Annotated in this window: 18 protein-coding genes and 1 other annotated feature; all 18 genes read right to left on the bottom strand. The window is 39.7% G+C overall.

What is annotated here, in order from left to right; genetic code table 11:
- Positions 1 to 97 precede the first annotated feature (97 nt).
- The 18 genes from ACFVT8_RS20400 to epsC all read right to left on the bottom strand — a co-directional run bounded on the left by ACFVT8_RS20400 (position 98) and on the right by epsC (position 18,122).
- Positions 98 to 346, bottom strand: a complete 249-nt coding sequence (locus ACFVT8_RS20400) for a ribosomal L7Ae/L30e/S12e/Gadd45 family protein (protein WP_387084983.1) — start codon at positions 344 to 346, stop codon at positions 98 to 100.
- A 138-nt stretch (positions 347 to 484) separates the two neighbouring features.
- Positions 485 to 4,171 carry a DNA-directed RNA polymerase subunit beta' gene (rpoC, locus tag ACFVT8_RS20395; protein ID WP_387084981.1) on the bottom strand — a complete coding sequence of 1,229 codons (3,687 nt, stop codon included), beginning with the start codon at positions 4,169 to 4,171 and terminating at the stop codon, positions 485 to 487.
- 421 nt (positions 4,172 to 4,592) lie between these two features.
- Entirely contained in the window at positions 4,593 to 8,168 is a 3,576-nt protein-coding gene (rpoB, locus tag ACFVT8_RS20390) for a DNA-directed RNA polymerase subunit beta (RefSeq protein WP_387084979.1), read from the bottom strand.
- A gap of 241 nt (positions 8,169 to 8,409) precedes the next feature.
- Entirely contained in the window at positions 8,410 to 9,012 is a 603-nt protein-coding gene (locus ACFVT8_RS20385; protein WP_387084977.1) for a class I SAM-dependent methyltransferase, read from the bottom strand.
- A 76-nt stretch (positions 9,013 to 9,088) separates the two neighbouring features.
- On the bottom strand, positions 9,089 to 9,448 hold the full coding sequence (gene rplL, locus ACFVT8_RS20380; RefSeq protein WP_132362671.1) for a 50S ribosomal protein L7/L12: 360 nt from the start codon (positions 9,446 to 9,448) through the stop codon (positions 9,089 to 9,091).
- A gap of 74 nt (positions 9,449 to 9,522) precedes the next feature.
- On the bottom strand, positions 9,523 to 10,023 hold the full coding sequence (gene rplJ, locus ACFVT8_RS20375; protein WP_387084975.1) for a 50S ribosomal protein L10: 501 nt from the start codon (positions 10,021 to 10,023) through the stop codon (positions 9,523 to 9,525).
- A gap of 32 nt (positions 10,024 to 10,055) precedes the next feature.
- Positions 10,056 to 10,202, bottom strand: a sequence feature (ribosomal protein L10 leader region).
- Between the two features lie 61 nt (positions 10,203 to 10,263).
- Positions 10,264 to 10,962: a 50S ribosomal protein L1 gene (gene rplA, locus ACFVT8_RS20370; RefSeq protein ID WP_387084973.1), complete on the bottom strand. Its 699-nt coding sequence runs from the start codon at positions 10,960 to 10,962 to the stop codon at positions 10,264 to 10,266.
- A gap of 119 nt (positions 10,963 to 11,081) precedes the next feature.
- Positions 11,082 to 11,507, bottom strand: coding sequence for a 50S ribosomal protein L11 (gene rplK / locus ACFVT8_RS20365; protein ID WP_004233593.1), 426 nt, complete (start codon positions 11,505 to 11,507; stop codon positions 11,082 to 11,084).
- A 223-nt stretch (positions 11,508 to 11,730) separates the two neighbouring features.
- Positions 11,731 to 12,264: a transcription termination/antitermination protein NusG gene (gene nusG, locus ACFVT8_RS20360; protein ID WP_049662801.1), complete on the bottom strand. Its 534-nt coding sequence runs from the start codon at positions 12,262 to 12,264 to the stop codon at positions 11,731 to 11,733.
- Positions 12,265 to 12,977: 713 nt separating this feature from the next.
- A complete protein-coding gene (locus ACFVT8_RS20355) occupies positions 12,978 to 13,145 on the bottom strand; it encodes a hypothetical protein (RefSeq protein WP_387084970.1) in 168 nt (55 codons plus the stop codon).
- A 64-nt stretch (positions 13,146 to 13,209) separates the two neighbouring features.
- Positions 13,210 to 13,395, bottom strand: a complete 186-nt coding sequence (gene secE / locus ACFVT8_RS20350) for a preprotein translocase subunit SecE (protein ID WP_053596042.1) — start codon at positions 13,393 to 13,395, stop codon at positions 13,210 to 13,212.
- A gap of 48 nt (positions 13,396 to 13,443) precedes the next feature.
- A complete protein-coding gene (gene rpmG / locus ACFVT8_RS20345; RefSeq protein WP_387084968.1) occupies positions 13,444 to 13,590 on the bottom strand; it encodes a 50S ribosomal protein L33 in 147 nt (48 codons plus the stop codon).
- A gap of 76 nt (positions 13,591 to 13,666) precedes the next feature.
- Positions 13,667 to 14,314 carry an RNA polymerase sporulation sigma factor SigH gene (gene sigH, locus ACFVT8_RS20340; protein ID WP_387084966.1) on the bottom strand — a complete coding sequence of 216 codons (648 nt, stop codon included), beginning with the start codon at positions 14,312 to 14,314 and terminating at the stop codon, positions 13,667 to 13,669.
- Between the two features lie 68 nt (positions 14,315 to 14,382).
- Entirely contained in the window at positions 14,383 to 14,895 is a 513-nt protein-coding gene (locus ACFVT8_RS20335; protein ID WP_387085041.1) for an NYN domain-containing protein, read from the bottom strand.
- Positions 14,896 to 14,897: 2 nt separating this feature from the next.
- Positions 14,898 to 15,650, bottom strand: coding sequence for a 23S rRNA (guanosine(2251)-2'-O)-methyltransferase RlmB (gene rlmB, locus ACFVT8_RS20330; protein ID WP_387084964.1), 753 nt, complete (start codon positions 15,648 to 15,650; stop codon positions 14,898 to 14,900).
- Positions 15,650 to 16,069, bottom strand: coding sequence for a Mini-ribonuclease 3 (locus ACFVT8_RS20325; protein ID WP_053482829.1), 420 nt, complete (start codon positions 16,067 to 16,069; stop codon positions 15,650 to 15,652). Before ACFVT8_RS20325 ends, rlmB begins: the two co-directional genes overlap by 1 nt.
- A 5-nt stretch (positions 16,070 to 16,074) precedes the next feature.
- Complete coding sequence (gene cysS, locus ACFVT8_RS20320) at positions 16,075 to 17,475, bottom strand: cysteine--tRNA ligase (protein ID WP_387084962.1); 1,401 nt, start codon at positions 17,473 to 17,475, stop codon at positions 16,075 to 16,077.
- Positions 17,472 to 18,122, bottom strand: coding sequence for a serine O-acetyltransferase EpsC (gene epsC, locus ACFVT8_RS20315; protein ID WP_387084960.1), 651 nt, complete (start codon positions 18,120 to 18,122; stop codon positions 17,472 to 17,474). Before epsC ends, cysS begins: the two co-directional genes overlap by 4 nt.
- Positions 18,123 to 18,183 lie beyond the last annotated feature (61 nt).

Genomic DNA, 18,183 nt, shown 5'->3' with positions numbered 1-18,183 from the left:
GATTTATCCTCCCTTCATTTATTCCTTGTTAATACCACACATCCAGGTGGTTCATTTTTTGGGTAAAAACAAAGTCTTTGTGTTTAATACACAAAAACTACTCTACAGTAATCGCAACTACTGCAGCTCCAACATGGATTCCACAGGCCTTGCCCAGTTCCTTTTTCGACTCAACAAGAGTAACTGGTATACCGATTTCTCTCGCGAAAGATATGGCCGAATCGGTTACCCAATTGTCTGTATCGAGTGCCACAAAAAGTTCTTTCACTGAACCGGCTCGCATTGCTTTTACTGCTTGCTTTGTACCTATGATTGTTTGACTATCCCTTACTCTATCATAAGACATTTTCATATCCTCCGAAGTACAGACAGTTAACTATCAACCTTCAATATATTATCATTACCAATTTCGACTGTCAACTAATATCTTTAAAAAGCCCGAAGAGATGATAAAAATACATCTCTTCGGCACTTATTTTTATGATTATTCAGCAGAAACTAAGTCTTCTGTGTCAAGCTCATCTTTTTCAATACGGATTTGACGGTAACGTTGCATACCAGTACCTGCCGGAACAAGTTTACCGATAATTACGTTTTCCTTCAGACCTAGAAGCTCATCACGTTTTCCTTTAATAGCAGCATCCGTTAACACACGAGTTGTTTCTTGGAATGATGCAGCGGATAAGAATGATTCTGTTTCAAGAGAAGCTTTTGTAATACCTAGGATAACAGGACGACAAGTTGCAGGGTTTTTGCCATTTAGGACAGCATCTGCATTTGCTTCTGAGAATTGGTGAATATCTAGTAATGAGCCTGGTAATAATTCTGTATCACCAGCTTCGATTACACGTACTTTACGAAGCATTTGGCGAACCATTACCTCGATATGTTTGTCTCCAATTTCTACCCCTTGCATACGGTATACTTTTTGTACTTCTTTTAACAGGTATTCTTGAACTGTTGAAACGTCTTTGACTTTTAACAATTGTTTTGGATCGATAGAACCTTCTGTTAATACTTGACCACGTTCTACAAAGTCGCCTTCTTGTACTTTTAGACGAGCATTGTAAGGTGCTGCGTATTTACGTGTTTCTACTTCACCTTCAATTGTAATCTCTTTTAGACCTTCACGGATCTCAGTGATGTCTGAAACAGTACCTGCGATATCAGAAATAACTGATTGACCTTTAGGATTACGTGCTTCAAAAATCTCTTGGATACGTGGAAGACCTTGTGTAATGTCATCCCCGGCAACCCCACCTGTATGGAATGTACGCATTGTTAACTGTGTACCTGGTTCACCGATTGATTGAGCTGCAATAATACCAACTGCTTCCCCAACTTCAACCTTTTCACCTGTTGCCAAGTTCATGCCGTAACATTTTTTACATACACCATGTTTTGTATTACATGTGAATGCTGAACGGATTGTTACTTCCTCGATACCAGCCTCGATAACCGCACGTGCGATATCTTGATCGATTAAGCCATCTTTTTCTAAGATCACTTCACCTGTTTCTGGATGCATAATTGTTTTCTTCGTATGACGACCGATAATACGTTCGTCTAACGCTTCAATTAGCTCTGTGCCTTCCATTAACGCACCAATTGTTAAACCACGGTCAGTTCCACAGTCATCCTCACGAACGATAACATCTTGTGCTACGTCAACAAGACGACGTGTTAAGTAACCAGAATCGGCAGTTTTTAGGGCTGTATCGGCAAGACCTTTACGAGCACCGTGAGTTGAGATGAAGTACTCTAATACCGTTAAACCTTCACGGAATGAAGATTTAATTGGAAGTTCGATGATACGACCAGCCGGGTTGGCCATCAGACCACGCATACCAGCTAACTGTGTAAAGTTAGATGCGTTACCACGGGCACCTGAGTCAGACATCATAAAGATTGGGTTTGTTTTCTCAAGCGATTTCATCAGCTTCGATTGAATTTCATCTTTCGCAGCACTCCAGCTTGAGATAACGCGATCATAACGCTCATCTTCCGTGATGAAACCACGACGGAATTGCGCTTGAACTTTATCTACTTTTTCTTGAGCTACCGCTAAAATTTCGCCTTTATCTGGTAATACGACGATGTCAGATACACCTACAGTAATACCAGCACGTGTTGAATATTTGAATCCAAGGTTCTTCATACGGTCAAGCATTTTAGATGTTTCAGTGATGTGGAAACGTTTAAATACTTCAGCAATGATATTACCTAAGAATTTTTTACGGAATGGGTTTACAACTGGTACTGATGCAAAGTGTTTGCGCAGTACAGCTGTGCGTTGTGCTTCAACTTTACCTTTTTCATCAAGTCCATTATAAGCAGCATCTGCCTCAAGCTCTTTTAACGTTTCTTCATCAATTGTTAACTTAACAAAGTACTTGTCTGGTGTTTCTTCTTCTAAATTGAATGCAGTTGGCTCGTTAATGAATGGGAATGATTTAGGCAAGATTTCGTTAAAGATTACTTTACCAACAGTCGTTAATAGGAACATATTATTTTGTTCCTCAGTAAATGTTGGGTTATTTAACGAACTTGCTTTAATCGCAATACGAGTATGCAAGTGAACATTACCTGTATCATATGCAATTAACACTTCGTTTGGACCATAGAAAATTGTTCCTTCGCCACGAGCTGCTTCACGCTCAAGTGTTAAGTAGTAGTTACCTAATACCATATCTTGAGATGGTGTTACAACTGGTTTACCGTCTTTCGGGTTCAGGATATTTTGTGCTGCAAGCATTAGAAGACGAGCTTCTGCTTGTGCTTCTGCTGATAATGGTACGTGAACCGCCATTTGGTCACCGTCGAAGTCAGCGTTATAAGCTGTACATACTAATGGGTGAAGACGAATAGCACGACCTTCAACTAGTGTTGGTTCAAACGCTTGAATACCTAGACGGTGAAGCGTAGGTGCACGGTTTAGTAATACTGGATGCTCACGAATTACATCTTCTAAAACGTCCCATACGTCGTTGTTTAAACGCTCGATTTTACGTTTAGCAGATTTAATATTATGTGCAAGACCACGTTCTACTAACTCTTTCATTACGAAAGGCTTGAATAATTCAATTGCCATTTCTTTTGGCAGACCGCATTGGTACATTTTTAAGTTTGGACCTACTACGATAACCGAACGACCAGAATAGTCAACACGTTTACCAAGTAAGTTTTGACGGAAACGACCTTGTTTACCTTTCAGCATATGTGAAAGTGATTTTAATGGACGGTTACCAGGACCTGTTACAGGACGACCACGACGACCGTTATCGATTAATGCATCAACAGCTTCTTGTAACATACGTTTTTCGTTTTGTACGATGATACTTGGAGCACCAAGGTCTAATAAACGTTTTAAACGGTTATTACGGTTGATTACACGACGATATAAATCGTTTAAGTCAGAAGTTGCAAAACGACCACCATCTAATTGTACCATCGGACGAAGTTCCGGTGGAATAACTGGTAGTACATCTAAAATCATCCATTCAGGAGAGTTACCTGAGTTACGGAATGATTCAACAACTTCAAGACGTTTAATGGCACGTGTACGTCGTTGACCTTGTGCTGATTTCAACTCTTCTTTTAAAGAATGAGTTTCATCTTCAAGATCAATTTTGCCTAATAATTTTTTAATTGCTTCTGCACCCATAGATGCTTCGAATGTGTTGCCGAACTTTTCGCGATATGCACGGTACTCTTTTTCAGATAGAAGTTGTTTGCTTTCTAAGTTTGTAGCACCTGGTTCGATGACAACGTAAGAAGCAAAGTAAATTACTTCTTCTAATGCACGTGGGGACATATCTAAAATAAGACCCATACGGCTAGGAATACCTTTGAAATACCAGATATGAGATACTGGTGCTGCTAATTCGATGTGGCCCATACGTTCACGACGAACTTTGGCGCGTGTTACTTCAACTCCACAACGATCACAAACTACGCCTTTATAGCGTACACGTTTGTATTTACCACAATGACACTCCCAGTCCTTAGTTGGACCGAAAATACGCTCACAGAATAAACCATCTTTTTCAGGTTTTAAAGTACGATAGTTGATTGTTTCAGGTTTTTTGACTTCACCGTATGACCAAGAACGAATCTTGTCAGGAGAAGCTAAACCAATTTTCATATATTCAAATTCATTAACGTCTATCAAGGAGCCTACCTCCCTCTAGTATAGGTCTTTATAAAGACTCTTTTACGCAGCTCGATAATCGTTTGCAAGAATCATGTCTCTTTGGCAAAGGATTAAAAATAGAATGATTTAATCAATTATGCCTCGGCATAATTGTGTCCGGAATCGGCTTTGTGTTTGCACAAAGCCGATTCCGTGACATCCGCCGGAGGCTTTAACTTCTTTCAGCAAGTGTTTTTTGTAGCGAAAGCGAAGCGTCAGCTACAGGTGTTTGGACACCCGCTGAAAACAACTAGATCCGCATTCATCTCACACCTATTGAGATGGGAGACTTCTGCTGAAAGAAGTTAAAAGAAAAGCCGGACAGGGCGTTGAATCCTGCCCGACTAATTTGAAAAATAACTTTGACCGTGTTCACAATAATGTGAACTAACGTTTTCCATTATTCAAAAGACTCTACTGGCTCTTCTTCTGTTTCTTGCTGTGGTGCAATGTTAAGTGCATCAGCTGGCTGAAGATCGTCTTCTTCGTCTAAGTCGCGAAGCTCTACCTCTTCATCATTGACTGTTAACATTTTTACATCCATACCAAGAGATTGAAGTTCTTTAATCAATACTTTGAATGATTCAGGAACGCCTGGCTCTGGTACACTTTCACCTTTAACGATTGCTTCGTATGTTTTCACACGACCAACAACGTCATCGGATTTAACCGTTAAAATTTCTTGAAGTGTATAAGCAGCACCGTATGCTTCAAGTGCCCATACTTCCATCTCACCAAAGCGTTGTCCACCGAACTGTGCTTTACCACCAAGTGGCTGTTGAGTAACAAGTGAATAAGGACCAGTTGAACGTGCGTGAAGTTTATCGTCAACCATGTGAGCAAGTTTGATCATGTACATGACACCAACTGATACACGGTTATCGAATGGTTCACCTGAACGTCCATCATACAGGATTGTTTTACCATCGCGGTTCATGCCTGCTTCTTCCATTGTTTCCCAAACATCTTCCTCGTTGGCACCATCAAATACTGGAGTTGCCATATGAACGCCTAAGTAACGTGAAGCCATACCTAAGTGTAGCTCTAAAACTTGTCCGATGTTCATACGAGAAGGTACACCAAGTGGGTTTAACATGATATCAACAGGAGTACCATCTGGCATGAATGGCATATCCTCTTCCGGTAAGATACGAGAGATAACCCCTTTGTTACCGTGACGTCCGGCCATTTTGTCCCCTACGCGAATTTTACGTTTTTGAACAATGTAAGCACGAACTAATTGGTTAACACCTGGTGGCAACTCATCGCCATCTTCACGATTAAATACTTTTACGTCAAGAATAATACCGCCCGCACCATGTGGTACACGTAATGAAGTATCACGAACTTCACGAGCTTTTTCACCGAAGATAGCGTGTAATAAGCGTTCTTCAGCAGTTAATTCTGTAACTCCTTTAGGTGTTACTTTACCTACAAGAATGTCACCGTCACGGACTTCTGCACCGATGCGGATGATACCACGTTCGTCTAAGTTACGAAGTGCATCTTCCCCAACGTTTGGAATATCACGAGTGATTTCTTCAGGTCCTAATTTTGTATCACGAGACTCTGATTCATATTCTTCAATATGAACAGATGTATAAACATCGTCTTTTACAAGGCGTTCACTCATGATAACAGCATCCTCATAGTTAAAGCCGTTCCAAGTCATGAACGCAACAAGTACGTTACGACCAAGAGCAAGTTCACCATTTTCCATAGATGGACCATCTGCTAAAATGTCACGAGGTTTCACACGTTCGCCAACTTTTACAAGTGGACGCTGGTTGTATGAAGTACCTTGGTTAGAACGAATGAATTTTTGTAATTTATATTTTGTTAAATCGCCTTTAACCTCTTTACCGTCTACGACTTCAATACGGCGAACATGGATAGAGCGAGCTTCAACGTGCTCAACAATACCATCATATTTCGCTACTACAGCCGCACCTGAGTCACGCGCATCAACGTGTTCCATACCAGTACCAACGAATGGTGCTTCTGGGTTAAGAAGTGGAACTGCTTGACGTTGCATGTTGGCACCCATAAGTGCACGGTTCGAGTCATCGTTTTCTAAGAACGGGATACATGCAGTCGCAGCTGACACTACTTGTTTAGGAGATACGTCCATGTAGTCCATTTGCGATTTATTAAATACTGTATTATCCCCACGGAAACGACCTACTACTTCTTCTTTAGCAAATGAACCATCAGGATTTAATGGAGAATTCGCTTGTGCTACATAGTAGTTATCTTCTTCGTCTGCTGTTAAGTAATCAATTTGATCCGTTACTTGCCCTGTTTCGTGGTCAATACGACGATAAGGTGTTTCAATGAATCCGAATTTATTTACTTTGGCAAATGAAGATAATGAGTTGATTAAACCAATGTTTGGACCCTCTGGTGTCTCGATTGGACACATACGACCATAGTGAGAATAGTGAACGTCACGTACTTCGAAACCAGCACGCTCACGTGTTAAACCACCAGGTCCTAATGCAGATAGACGACGTTTATGCGTTAACTCTGCCAATGGGTTTGTTTGGTCCATGAATTGTGATAATTGAGAGCTACCAAAGAACTCTTTAATTGACGCAATTACCGGACGAATATTAATTAATTGCTGTGGTACGATAGCAGCTGTATCGTTAATAGACATACGTTCACGTACTACACGTTCCATACGAGATAAACCGATACGGAATTGGTTTTGTAAAAGCTCACCAACAGAGCGTAGACGACGGTTACCTAAATGGTCAATATCATCTGTTGCCCCTACTTGGTAAAGTAAGTTGAAGAAATAGCTTACTGAAGATAGTACATCAGCAGGTGTAACATTCTTCACTTCTTCATCGATGTACGCATTACCAATAATATTGATTTCTTTTTGCGCTTCATCTTTCGGTGCATAAATTTTAATAGACTGGATTGTTACGTCATCCTCAAGCACTCCACCTACTTGTGATAAAGTGCGGTAACCGATACCTTTTGATGTATCTTCTAGATACGGTAAGATTTTATCTAAAGTACGACGGTCAAGAACTGTACCCTTCTCTACTAAAATTTCGCCTGTTTCTGGATCTACAAGCGTTTCAGCAATCGTTTGGTTAAATAAACGATTTTTGATATGAAGCTTTTTATTCATTTTATAGCGACCAACATTCGCTAAATCATAGCGTTTTGCATCGAAGAAACGAGAGTATAATAAACTCTTCGCACTTTCAACTGTTGGTGGCTCACCTGGACGTAAACGTTCATAGATTTCTAAAAGTGCTTTTTCAGTACTTTCAGAGTTATCCTTTTCTAACGTATTACGTAAATATTCATTATCACCGATAATATCGATAATTTCTTGGTCTGAACCGAAGCCTAGTGCACGAAGTAACACAGTTACTGGTAGCTTACGAGTACGGTCAATACGCACGTATACTACATCTTTCGCATCAGTTTCATATTCTAACCATGCACCACGGTTAGGAATAACTGTCGCTCCGAAACCTTTCTTACCGTTTTTATCAGTTTTATCATGGAAATACACACTTGGAGAACGAACTAATTGTGAAACGATAACACGTTCAGCACCATTGATAATGAACGTACCTGTCTCTGTCATTAATGGGAAGTCACCCATAAAGACATCCTGTTCCTTCACTTCGTCTGTTTCTTTGTTGTAAAGACGTACTTTCACACGTAATGGAGCTGCGTAAGTAACATCTCGCTCTTTACACTCATCGACATCATACTTAGGATCTCCTAATGAATAATCGATGAATTCTAATGAAAGATTACCTGTAAAGTCCTCGATCGGCGAAATGTCACGGAACATTTCACGTAAACCTTCTTCAAGGAACCACTCGTAAGACGCCGTTTGAATCTCAATCAGATTTGGAAGCTCAAGCACCTCGTTAATACGCGCAAAGCTTCTACGCTGGCGGTGTTGTCCATACTGAACTAGTTGACCTGTCAACTCATTCACCCCTCAATAAAGCGATATTAGGTCTTTGCAAAATCATACAAATAGTGTATGATTTCGAAAGACAAAAAGAAAACGAGTCTTCAAAAAGATCTCATTTTCGGTTAACTAAACTTATCTTGGCAAGTATACCCACATTATAACTATTATATACAAAAGGGCATACGACCTCAAAATAATATTTTTGCATTGTATCATATTATCATAGCCGATTTGTCAAGTCAATAATTTATGCATATTTGACTTATTTTTTTGCACGTACTATCCAGTACCCTTTTTTCTTCTCCACAACATCGACTTCAGAAAATTTTTCTTCTAAGTAACTTACCGTTGATGGTGCACCCTGCTTCTTCTGTATTACTATCCACAGTTCACCAGATGACACTAACTTATCATAAGCTCCATCGTAAAAGCGGAAAATTGTTTCCTTTCCTGCGCGAATTGGAGGATTGGTTAAAATAGCTGCGGCGTTTACATCATTGTCAACCATCGATAGTCCGTCACTCACAAATATCCGTACATTTTGAACTCCGTTCACTTGCGCATTTTTTTGCGAGAGTGCAACAGCACGTTCATTGATATCCATCATAAAAACGGTACGGTCTGGGTTTGTTTTGGCAATCGATAATCCGATTGGTCCGTACCCACACCCCACATCAAAAATCGCACCATCAATATCAGGCATTTGAAAAGCATCTATTAAAACACGGGATCCAAAATCTACTTCGCTTTTACTAAATACACCTGCATCCGTTTCAAAGGAAAACGTATGCCCTAACAACTTAAATGTCCAGTGACGAGGTTTACTCTCAGTTTGAGGCTTACTCGTATAATAGTGATCTGACATTTTCACGCCTCCTCAGAATGAAGAAAAAAGCTCGCCACAATGACGAGCTTTCCTTTTGTTTAAAAGTAACGCGAGATTACTTAACTTCTACAGATGCGCCAACTTCTTCAAGTTTAGCTTTGATTTGTTCAGCTTCATCTTTAGAAACGCCTTCTTTAAGAGCTTTAGGAGCGTTATCTACTACTTCTTTAGCTTCTTTAAGACCTAAACCAGTGATTTCACGAACCACTTTGATTACTTTGATTTTTTCAGCACCAGCAGATGCTAATACTACGTCAAACTCAGTTTTTTCTTCAGCAGCGCCAGCAGCAGCACCTACTACTGCTACAGGAGCAGCAGCTGTTACACCGAATTCTTCTTCGATAGCTTTTACTAAATCGTTTAATTCAAGAACTGTCATAGCTTTGATAGCTTCTAAGATTTGCTCTTTGTTCATTATAATTTCCTCCTAATTGGATAATGTTTTTTTATAGTTGCGGTCAGGCCGCAGAAGTTATAGTGCGTATGAAATTACGCGCCTTGTTCTTCTTTTTGATCTGCAACAGCTTTTGTTGCAAGTGCGAAGTTGCGCACTGGAGCTTGAAGTACAGATAAAAGCATAGAAAGAAGACCTTCGCGTGATGGAAGTTCTGCAAGTGCTTTAACATCTTCAACAGAAGAGATTGTACCTTCAATAATACCCGCTTTAATTTCTAAAGCTTCGTTTTTCTTAGCGAACTCGTTGATGATTTTAGCAGGAGCTACAACATCTTCATTTGAGAACGCAATTGCGTTAGGACCAACTAATACGTCGTTGATTCCTTCAAGACCAACAGCTTCAGTAGCACGACGAGTTAAAGTGTTTTTGTAAACTTTGAACTCAACGCCAGCTTCACGAAGTTGTTTACGAAGTTCAGTCACTTGCGCAACGTTAAGACCACGGTAATCCACTACTACTACAGAAGCAGCATTTTGGAATTTCTCAGTAATCTCTTGAACTTGTGCTTGTTTGTTTTCGATAACTTTGCTCATGATGACACCTCCTATTAGAATGGGTCATTTATACCGACAAAAGAAAAGCCTCTGGGTCAATTAGACACAGAGGCTGAAAGTCATCATCTTTAAAATAAGATTCCGAATTCCGATGTCCTCGGTAGGATCATTAAGTGACAAGTCACTCCTACTGTCTACGGTACAAATGGATGATTCACAACAGCAACCATCGTATCATAGATAGACATTGCCGTCAATAGATTTACATAAAAACTTTTATTATTTTACTACTACGCTTGAAGCATCAACTTTAACAGCTGGACCCATTGTAGTTGTAACGTTTACAGATTTCATGTAAGTACCTTTAGCTGCAGCTGGTTTAGCTTTTTGTACTACATCAAATACAGCTAAGAAGTTTTCTACTAATTTTTCTGCTGAGAAAGAAACTTTACCGATAGGAGCGTGGATGATACCAGCTTTATCAGCACGGTATTCTACTTTACCAGCTTTGATTTCTTCGATAGCTTTTGTTACATCGAAAGTAACTGTACCAGTTTTAGGGTTTGGCATTAAACCTTTAGGTCCTAATACGCGACCAAGTTTACCAACTTCACCCATCATGTCAGGAGTTGCAACGATTACATCGAAATCGAACCAACCTTGTTGGATTTTTTGGATGTATTCTGCATCGCCTACAAAGTCAGCACCAGCAGCTTCAGCTTCTTTAAGTTTTTCACCTTTAGCGAATACTAATACGCGTTGAGTTTTACCAGTACCGTTTGGTAACACTACTGCACCACGGATTTGTTGGTCGTTTTTACGAGTATCGATTCCTAAGCGGAAAGCAACTTCTACAGTAGCGTCGAAGTTCACTGTGCTAGTTTTTTGAGCAAGTTCGATTGCTTCTTGTGCGCCGTATAGGGCGTTACGATCGATTAATTTTACTGCATCTTGCAGTTTTTTACCTTTTTTAGCCATTATATATTTCCTCCTTGATTGTGGTTATAGCGGATTTTACCTCCCACGAATAAAGGTTGCGCGTTCATAAAGAAACTCCGCAACCTTCCAAAAACAAATACATCATCAAGTAACTGGGATTAGTCTTCGATAACAATACCCATGCTTCGTGCAGTACCTTCAACCATTAACATTGCAGCTTCTACTGAAGCAGCGTTAAGGTCTGGCATTTTAGTTTCAGCGATTTCGCGAACTTTATCACGTTTAACCGTTGCCACTTTTTTACGGTTTGGTTCACCTGATCCAGATTGGATACCAGCTGCTACTTTAAGTAATACTGCTGCAGGTGGAGTTTTTGTAATGAAAGTGAATGAACGGTCCTCGAATACTGAAATTTCAACTGGAATGATAAGACCAGCTTGATCTGCAGTACGCGCGTTGAATTCTTTACAGAATCCCATGATGTTCACACCTGCTTGACCTAATGCAGGACCAACCGGTGGAGCTGGGTTTGCTTTACCAGCAGGGATTTGAAGTTTAACAACTTTAATAACTTTTTTAGCCACGAGACACACCTCCTTAAGTCCGTGATGTGGTAATTGGGTTGCCCCTCCCACTCAATATCTGTCTGTCAGCTAAGTGCCGATAACATTAAATTATCAATACAGACGTCAAACCAAAGTATGACAGTCTGACCTAGAAATGATACCACTTTTAATTTTTTTAAGCAAGTAGTAATTAACAAAATCTGCGACATATGCCTTAGACATATGTCTTTAGTTACTAAAACTACATTTTTTGTATTTGTTCAAAGTCTAGTTCCATAATTGTTTCGCGACCAAACATATCGACAGAAACTTTCACTTTTCCTTTTTCAGTATCAATTTCTTCAACACGTCCTTGGAAGTGAGCAAAAGGCCCTTCTAATACTTCTACTGCTTCTCCAACAGAAATATCAATCTCGACAATTTTGTCAGTCATACCCATTTGTTGAAGTAGACGATCCGCTTCTTCAGGTAACAAAGGTGTCGGCTTTGCACCACCACCAGATGAACCAATAAAGCCAGTTACACCCGGAGTATTACGTACAACATACCAAGAGTCATCTGTCATAATTAGTTCTACTAAAACATAACCAGGGAAAACTTTACGCATCATAGTACGCTTTTTCCCATCCTTCATTTCTGTTTCTTCATGTTCAGGCACAATAACACGGAAAATCTTATCTTGCATACCCATTGTTTCTACACGTTTCTCTAGGTTTGCTTTTACACGGTTCTCATACCCTGAATACGTATGAACAACATACCAATTTTTCTCCATAACTACTAGGACTTCTCGTCCGTCCCTCCCTTACTAAATCAATTACGCCTTGGCGTAATTGTGTCTGGATTTTGTATTGTGCTTGCACAATTAGTTCCTTTCAAAATCCGTGACATCTGCCAGCGGCTTTATCTTCATTCAGTCGGTGTTTGGACACCTACCAAAAAGGAACTGCATTTGCATTCAACCTACCACTTTTAGAAGTAGGAATCTTCTACTGAATGATGATAAAAGTGAAAATGAATCTGATATGCTAAGTGCATTCTTTACTCTTTTCACAAACTGCTTATTAGAAAAACATAGCTTCCGCTAATAGCTAGCGAAAGCCCGATGATATATACCAAATCTAGCATAGTCATCTATTGCTACTCTCATACTATCTCTAGTAGCTTACTTATTCATATTGAGAATATTTTACTGCTGTTTACTTCTTCAATTTCGCCTTGGCGTAATTGTGTCCGGATTTTGAATTGTGCCCAGGCCTACACGAGGGCCGACACGATGTCGGTCATTTCGGTAATGCCACAGGACGTGGCGTTTTTATCGATGCAGGTCAGTTAGCCGTTTTCGCAGGATGCGAAGGTTTTAGGCTAACATCCTCGTATTCACCCTTTAAAAATCCGTGACATCCGCCGGAGGCTTTAGGCCAACACGATGTTGGTCACTCAGTCGCTGCCACAGGACGTGGCGTTCTTAGACTGAGTTCCTCTATTTCAGTAGGTGTTTGGATACCCACAAAAAGGAACTATAACTGCATTCATCTTATCGCCCATTGAGATTGGAGTCTCCTGTAGCTGACGCTTTGCTTTCGCTACAAGAAACATTTGTTGCTGTCGCTTCGCTTTCGCACAGAACAGATCTGCTGAATGAAGATAAAACAAACGAAAAAACCCGTTTATTGTAATGACGGGCTATTTCAGAAGTATTAACATGCTATTTACTAAATTATAACTCTAAGTACCAGCGGAATAATGATGAAATGCCTAAATCTACTAACACAAAAAATAAAGCCATAATTACAACAGTTGAAATTACAACGACTGTATATTTCGTCAGTTCTTTACTTTTTGGCCAGCTTGTTTTGCGCATTTCCGACATTACATTGCTGAAAAAGCCTTTAATCTTGCCCATTCTAGCCTAACCTCCGAATCAATCATATCTGTCTATTTACAAATTATTTTATAGCGTTTGTTTATGCACGGTATGTTCATTGCAATGCGAGCAAAATTTCTTTAATTCGAGGCGTACGGTTGGATCTCCCTTAGCTGGAAACGTATAATTTCTCGATCCGCATTTTTCGCAATTTAGAACGACTTTTTTTGCCATATAATCACCTTTTCGGCACTTTGTCTTTTCAAGACTAACACCTATATTTGTCAATGTCAATAAAGGCATACAACCGCTAAGACATTTCTTCAAGAACTAAATGTCGCTCTAATTTACGCTTTACTCGTTGCAAAGCATTGTCAATAGACTTCACATGACGATTTAATTTCGCAGAAATTTCATGATAAGACTGTCCATCTAAGTAAAGAGCTAACACTTGTAGTTCCAATTCACTTAAAATCTCACCCATCTTTTCTTCTAAGTAGTCAAATTCTTCTCTATGAATCATTAATTCTTCCGGATCATCCATAATAGCACCGGTTAACACATCCATTAATGTACGATCTGACTCCTCATCAAAAATAGGCTTGTCCAAAGAAACGTAAGAATTTAGTGGTATATGCTTTTGTCTTGTAGCTGTTTTAATAGCCGTAATAATCTGCCTTGTAATACACAGTTCAGCAAAAGCTCGAAAAGAAGCAAGCTTATCTCCCTTAAAATCGCGAATGGCTTTATATAAACCAATCATGCCCTCCTGGACAATGTCTTCCTTATCTGCACCAATTAAAAAATAAGATCTAGCCTTTGCTCTCACTAACAAACGGTATTTCGTAATTAAATAATCCAACGCATCTGTATTACCTTGATGCACCATTTCAATAAGTTCTTCATCATTGAATCGTTCAAAATCTTGTGCCACTTGTACAATACTATTTTTAAACATGGTATCACCTCAGCCACAACAGATAATTAGGAACAGTATAACGGAATTGGAAAATATGCGTCAATCAATCATTTCAAACCACGCCGCCATTTTTCGAAAGCCAAAGCAACATCGGGCTTTAGCTCTATGCGAGAAGGCGGCTTGCTATCGTGTTTTCGTTTCACATCATGAGAAATTTTATGCTGGATAATACCCATATCAATTTCTAGCTCTCTTGCTGATTTTCGCAGAGCACCATTACCAAAAATAACATTTTGCTCTGCCATATCAGAGGTTGCTACGTGAATCTGTACATTTCTAGCTTTTAGTTCGTGTGTCATTTTTTCAATACGTTCATCTGCTGTTTCGTTTTTCCGTGTATAAATGACTTCGACATCATTTTCTAAATAAGTTTGCTCCACACCCGATACAAGATGTGCGTCAAAAACTATAATTACGCGCCATCCGATAGCTGCCTTATACTCAGCCATAAGCTCAATTAGTCTTCTACGGGCATCTTCAAAATTCGTATCTCGCAATGGCCGTAGCTCTTTCCAAGCTCCTATCATATTATAGCCATCAACAAGCAAAATGTTGTTCATCGTCAATCATTCGCTTCTTGACGTTTACGATACACTTCGTACATTAAGAGTGCAGCAGCTACCGATGCATTTAGTGATGTGACATGTCCAATCATCGGTAAATGATATAAAAAGTCACATTTCTCTTTTAATAGGCGGCTCATTCCTTTGCCTTCACTACCAATAATAATCGCAAGCGGCAATGTCGCATCCATTTTACGATAGTCTGCAGAACCTTTTGCATCTGTTCCTGCAATCCATACCCCTCGTTCTTTCAGCTCTTCTACTGTTTGCGCTAGGTTATTCACGCGCACAACAGGTACATGCTCAATTGCTCCAGTTGATGCCTTTGCCACTACAGCTGTCAAACTCACAGAACGGCGCTTCGGAATAATAATACCATGCGCACCTATCGCATCAGCAGTTCGCATAATAGAACCTAGATTATGCGGGTCCTCTAGCTCATCTAAAATTAAAAAGAATGGATCTTCTTGTTTTTTTGCCGCTGCAGCAAATAAATCCTCTAGCTCTGCATATCTATATGCTGCAACAGAGGCAACTATTCCTTGGTGATTGGCATCTGATAATTGATCTACCTTTTTTTTCGGGACAAATTGAACGATGACTCCACGTTCTCGTGCTAAATCTAGAAGTTCATTAACCCCTGATTTTTTCACACCTTCTGCAATCCATACTTTATTCATATCGCGGCCTGAACGAAGTGCTTCTAACACTGGGTTTTTACCGGCAATAATTTCACCATTTTGCTCTGCCATTAATTTGACACTCCTTTCGATTCCTCGATTATTTGAATAGCGTATGCAATGATTGCATAAACGCGTTCTAATTCATTTAATAAATATAAACTACCAAGCACAGCTTCAAACCCTGAGCTATTACGGTATGTTTGAACATCTGTATTTTTTGGCACAGAGCCGGATTTGGCATTGCGTCCACGACGGAACACAGCCAACTCCTCCTCTGTTAAAAAACCTTCATCCATCATTCGATGTACAATCATAGATTGCGCTTTCGCAGATACGTAACGTGTCGCTTCTCTATGAAGCGTGTTAGGTTTGACACGACCGGCACGTAGCAAATGCTCTCGTATCTTTTGTTCTAAAACTGCGTCACCCATATAGGCTAACGCTAATGCATTTAATTGCTTAACATCTTCGTTGCGGAGTTTATCCAAGTTACTTACCCTCGTTTCCATCTAGTTCCTTGTCGCGTATCTTCTAAAACGATACCTTGCGCTTGCAAATGGTCACGAATTTCATCCGAACGAGCAAAATCACGATTTTTACGTGCTTCTACACGTTCCTGTAAAAGTGCTTCAATTTCTTCGTCTAATAGCTCTTCTTCTTTTGCAAATTCAATACCTAAGACGTCACCTAACACCTCAAAAGTTTCAGTAAAACTTAATAGTACTTTTTCATCAGTATTCGTTTCATTTAGATAAATATTTGCGATACGCGCTAATTCAAACAATACAGAAACGGCATTGGCTGTATTAAAGTCATCATCCATTGCTTCTTCAAAATAAGCTCTTTGTTCAGCAATTTTTTCAAGCCATTCTTCTGAATGATCGCCTAAGCTCGCAGTTGCTGTTAAACGGTGTTTCACATTGTTGTAGGCAGTACGAATTCGTTCTAACCCATTTGCGGCTGCATCCACTAAATCCTTCGCAAAGTTAATCGGATGACGATAATGCACAGAAAGCATAAAGAAGCGTAAAACTTGTGGGTCAATTTGTTTACGAATATCATTTACGAGTATAAAATTACCAAGGGATTTGGACATTTTCTCGTTATCAATATTAATATACCCATTGTGCATCCAATAACGAGCAAATGTTTTATCATTATGAGCTTCAGATTGTGCAATTTCATTTTCATGATGCGGGAATGTTAAATCTTGCCCACCAGCATGAATATCAATAGTATCTCCTAAATGCTCACGTGCCATTACGGAGCACTCAATATGCCAACCCGGACGTCCTTTACCCCAAGGACTTTCCCAGTAAATTTCACCTGGCTTTACAGCTTTCCATAGAGCGAAATCTAACGCATCATCTTTTTTCTCGCCTGCTTCTATACGAGCACCAATTTTTAAATCGTCCACCGATTGGTGAGATAATTTACCGTAACCATTAAATTTACGAGTTCGGTAATAGACATCTCCAGCTGACTCATAAGCATAGCCCTTATCGACTAAAACTTGAATGAATTGAATGATATCATCCATATGCTCTGTAACGCGTGGATGTACATCTGCTTTCTTGCAACCTAGCGCTGTGACATCTTCAAAGTATGCGGCAATAAAGCGTTCCGTTAATTCATGCACTTCTTCTCCAAGTTCATTAGCAGCCTTAATAATTTTGTCGTCCACATCCGTGAAATTTGAAACAAATTTCACATCGTAGCCTTTGTATTGAAAATAACGACGCACTGTATCGTAAACAATTACAGGACGTGAATTCCCGATATGAATATAGTTATAAACTGTCGGGCCACAAACGTACATTTTTACTTTGCCTTCTTCCAGCGGTACGAAAGTTTCCTTTTGTCGTGTTAATGAGTTGAAAATTTGAATACTCATTGTGTTTCTCTCTCCTTTTGTAAGCGTTCGATTTCCTGATGCAAAGTTGCAATCTGCTTCTCGAAAGCTTGACAACGTTCTTCTACAGGGTCAGGAATATTTTGATGGTCTAGTTTTTTCTCTAAACGGACTCCATCCTTAATCACTATTTTACCAGGAATACCGACAACTGTAGCATTTGGTGGCACTTCTTTTAAAACAACTGAGCCTGCACCAATTTTACTATTTTCACCAATTGTAATAGAACCTAAAACTTTTGCACCTGTTGCAACTAGAACATTATCCTCTAATGTCGGATGGCGTTTGCCCTTTTCTTTTCCTGTCCCACCTAAAGTAACACCCTGATACAATGTTACATTATTACCAATCTCACATGTTTCACCAATTACAACGCCCATCCCATGGTCAATAAAGAAACGTCGACCAATTTTCGCTCCCGGATGAATTTCAATTCCAGTAAAGAAGCGACTAATTTGTGAAATGGTACGGGCTATAAAATAAAAACGCTTTTTAAAGAACCAATGGGCAACTCGATGTGACCAAGTAGCATGCAGACCTGAGTATGTTAGTATAACTTCGAGTACACTGCGTGCTGCTGGATCATTCTCAAAAATTGTTTCCACATCTTCCTTCATTCTTTTAAACACAAAAGCTCCCCCTTTTCATTTTGATCTGCCTTGATCCTTTGAAATTCCACACAACCACTTG

The organism is Lysinibacillus sp. NPDC058147, from assembly GCF_042884205.1.
Taxonomy (GTDB): Bacteria; Bacillota; Bacilli; order Bacillales_A; family Planococcaceae; genus Lysinibacillus.
This window is presented reverse-complemented; position numbering and strand designations above follow the sequence as displayed.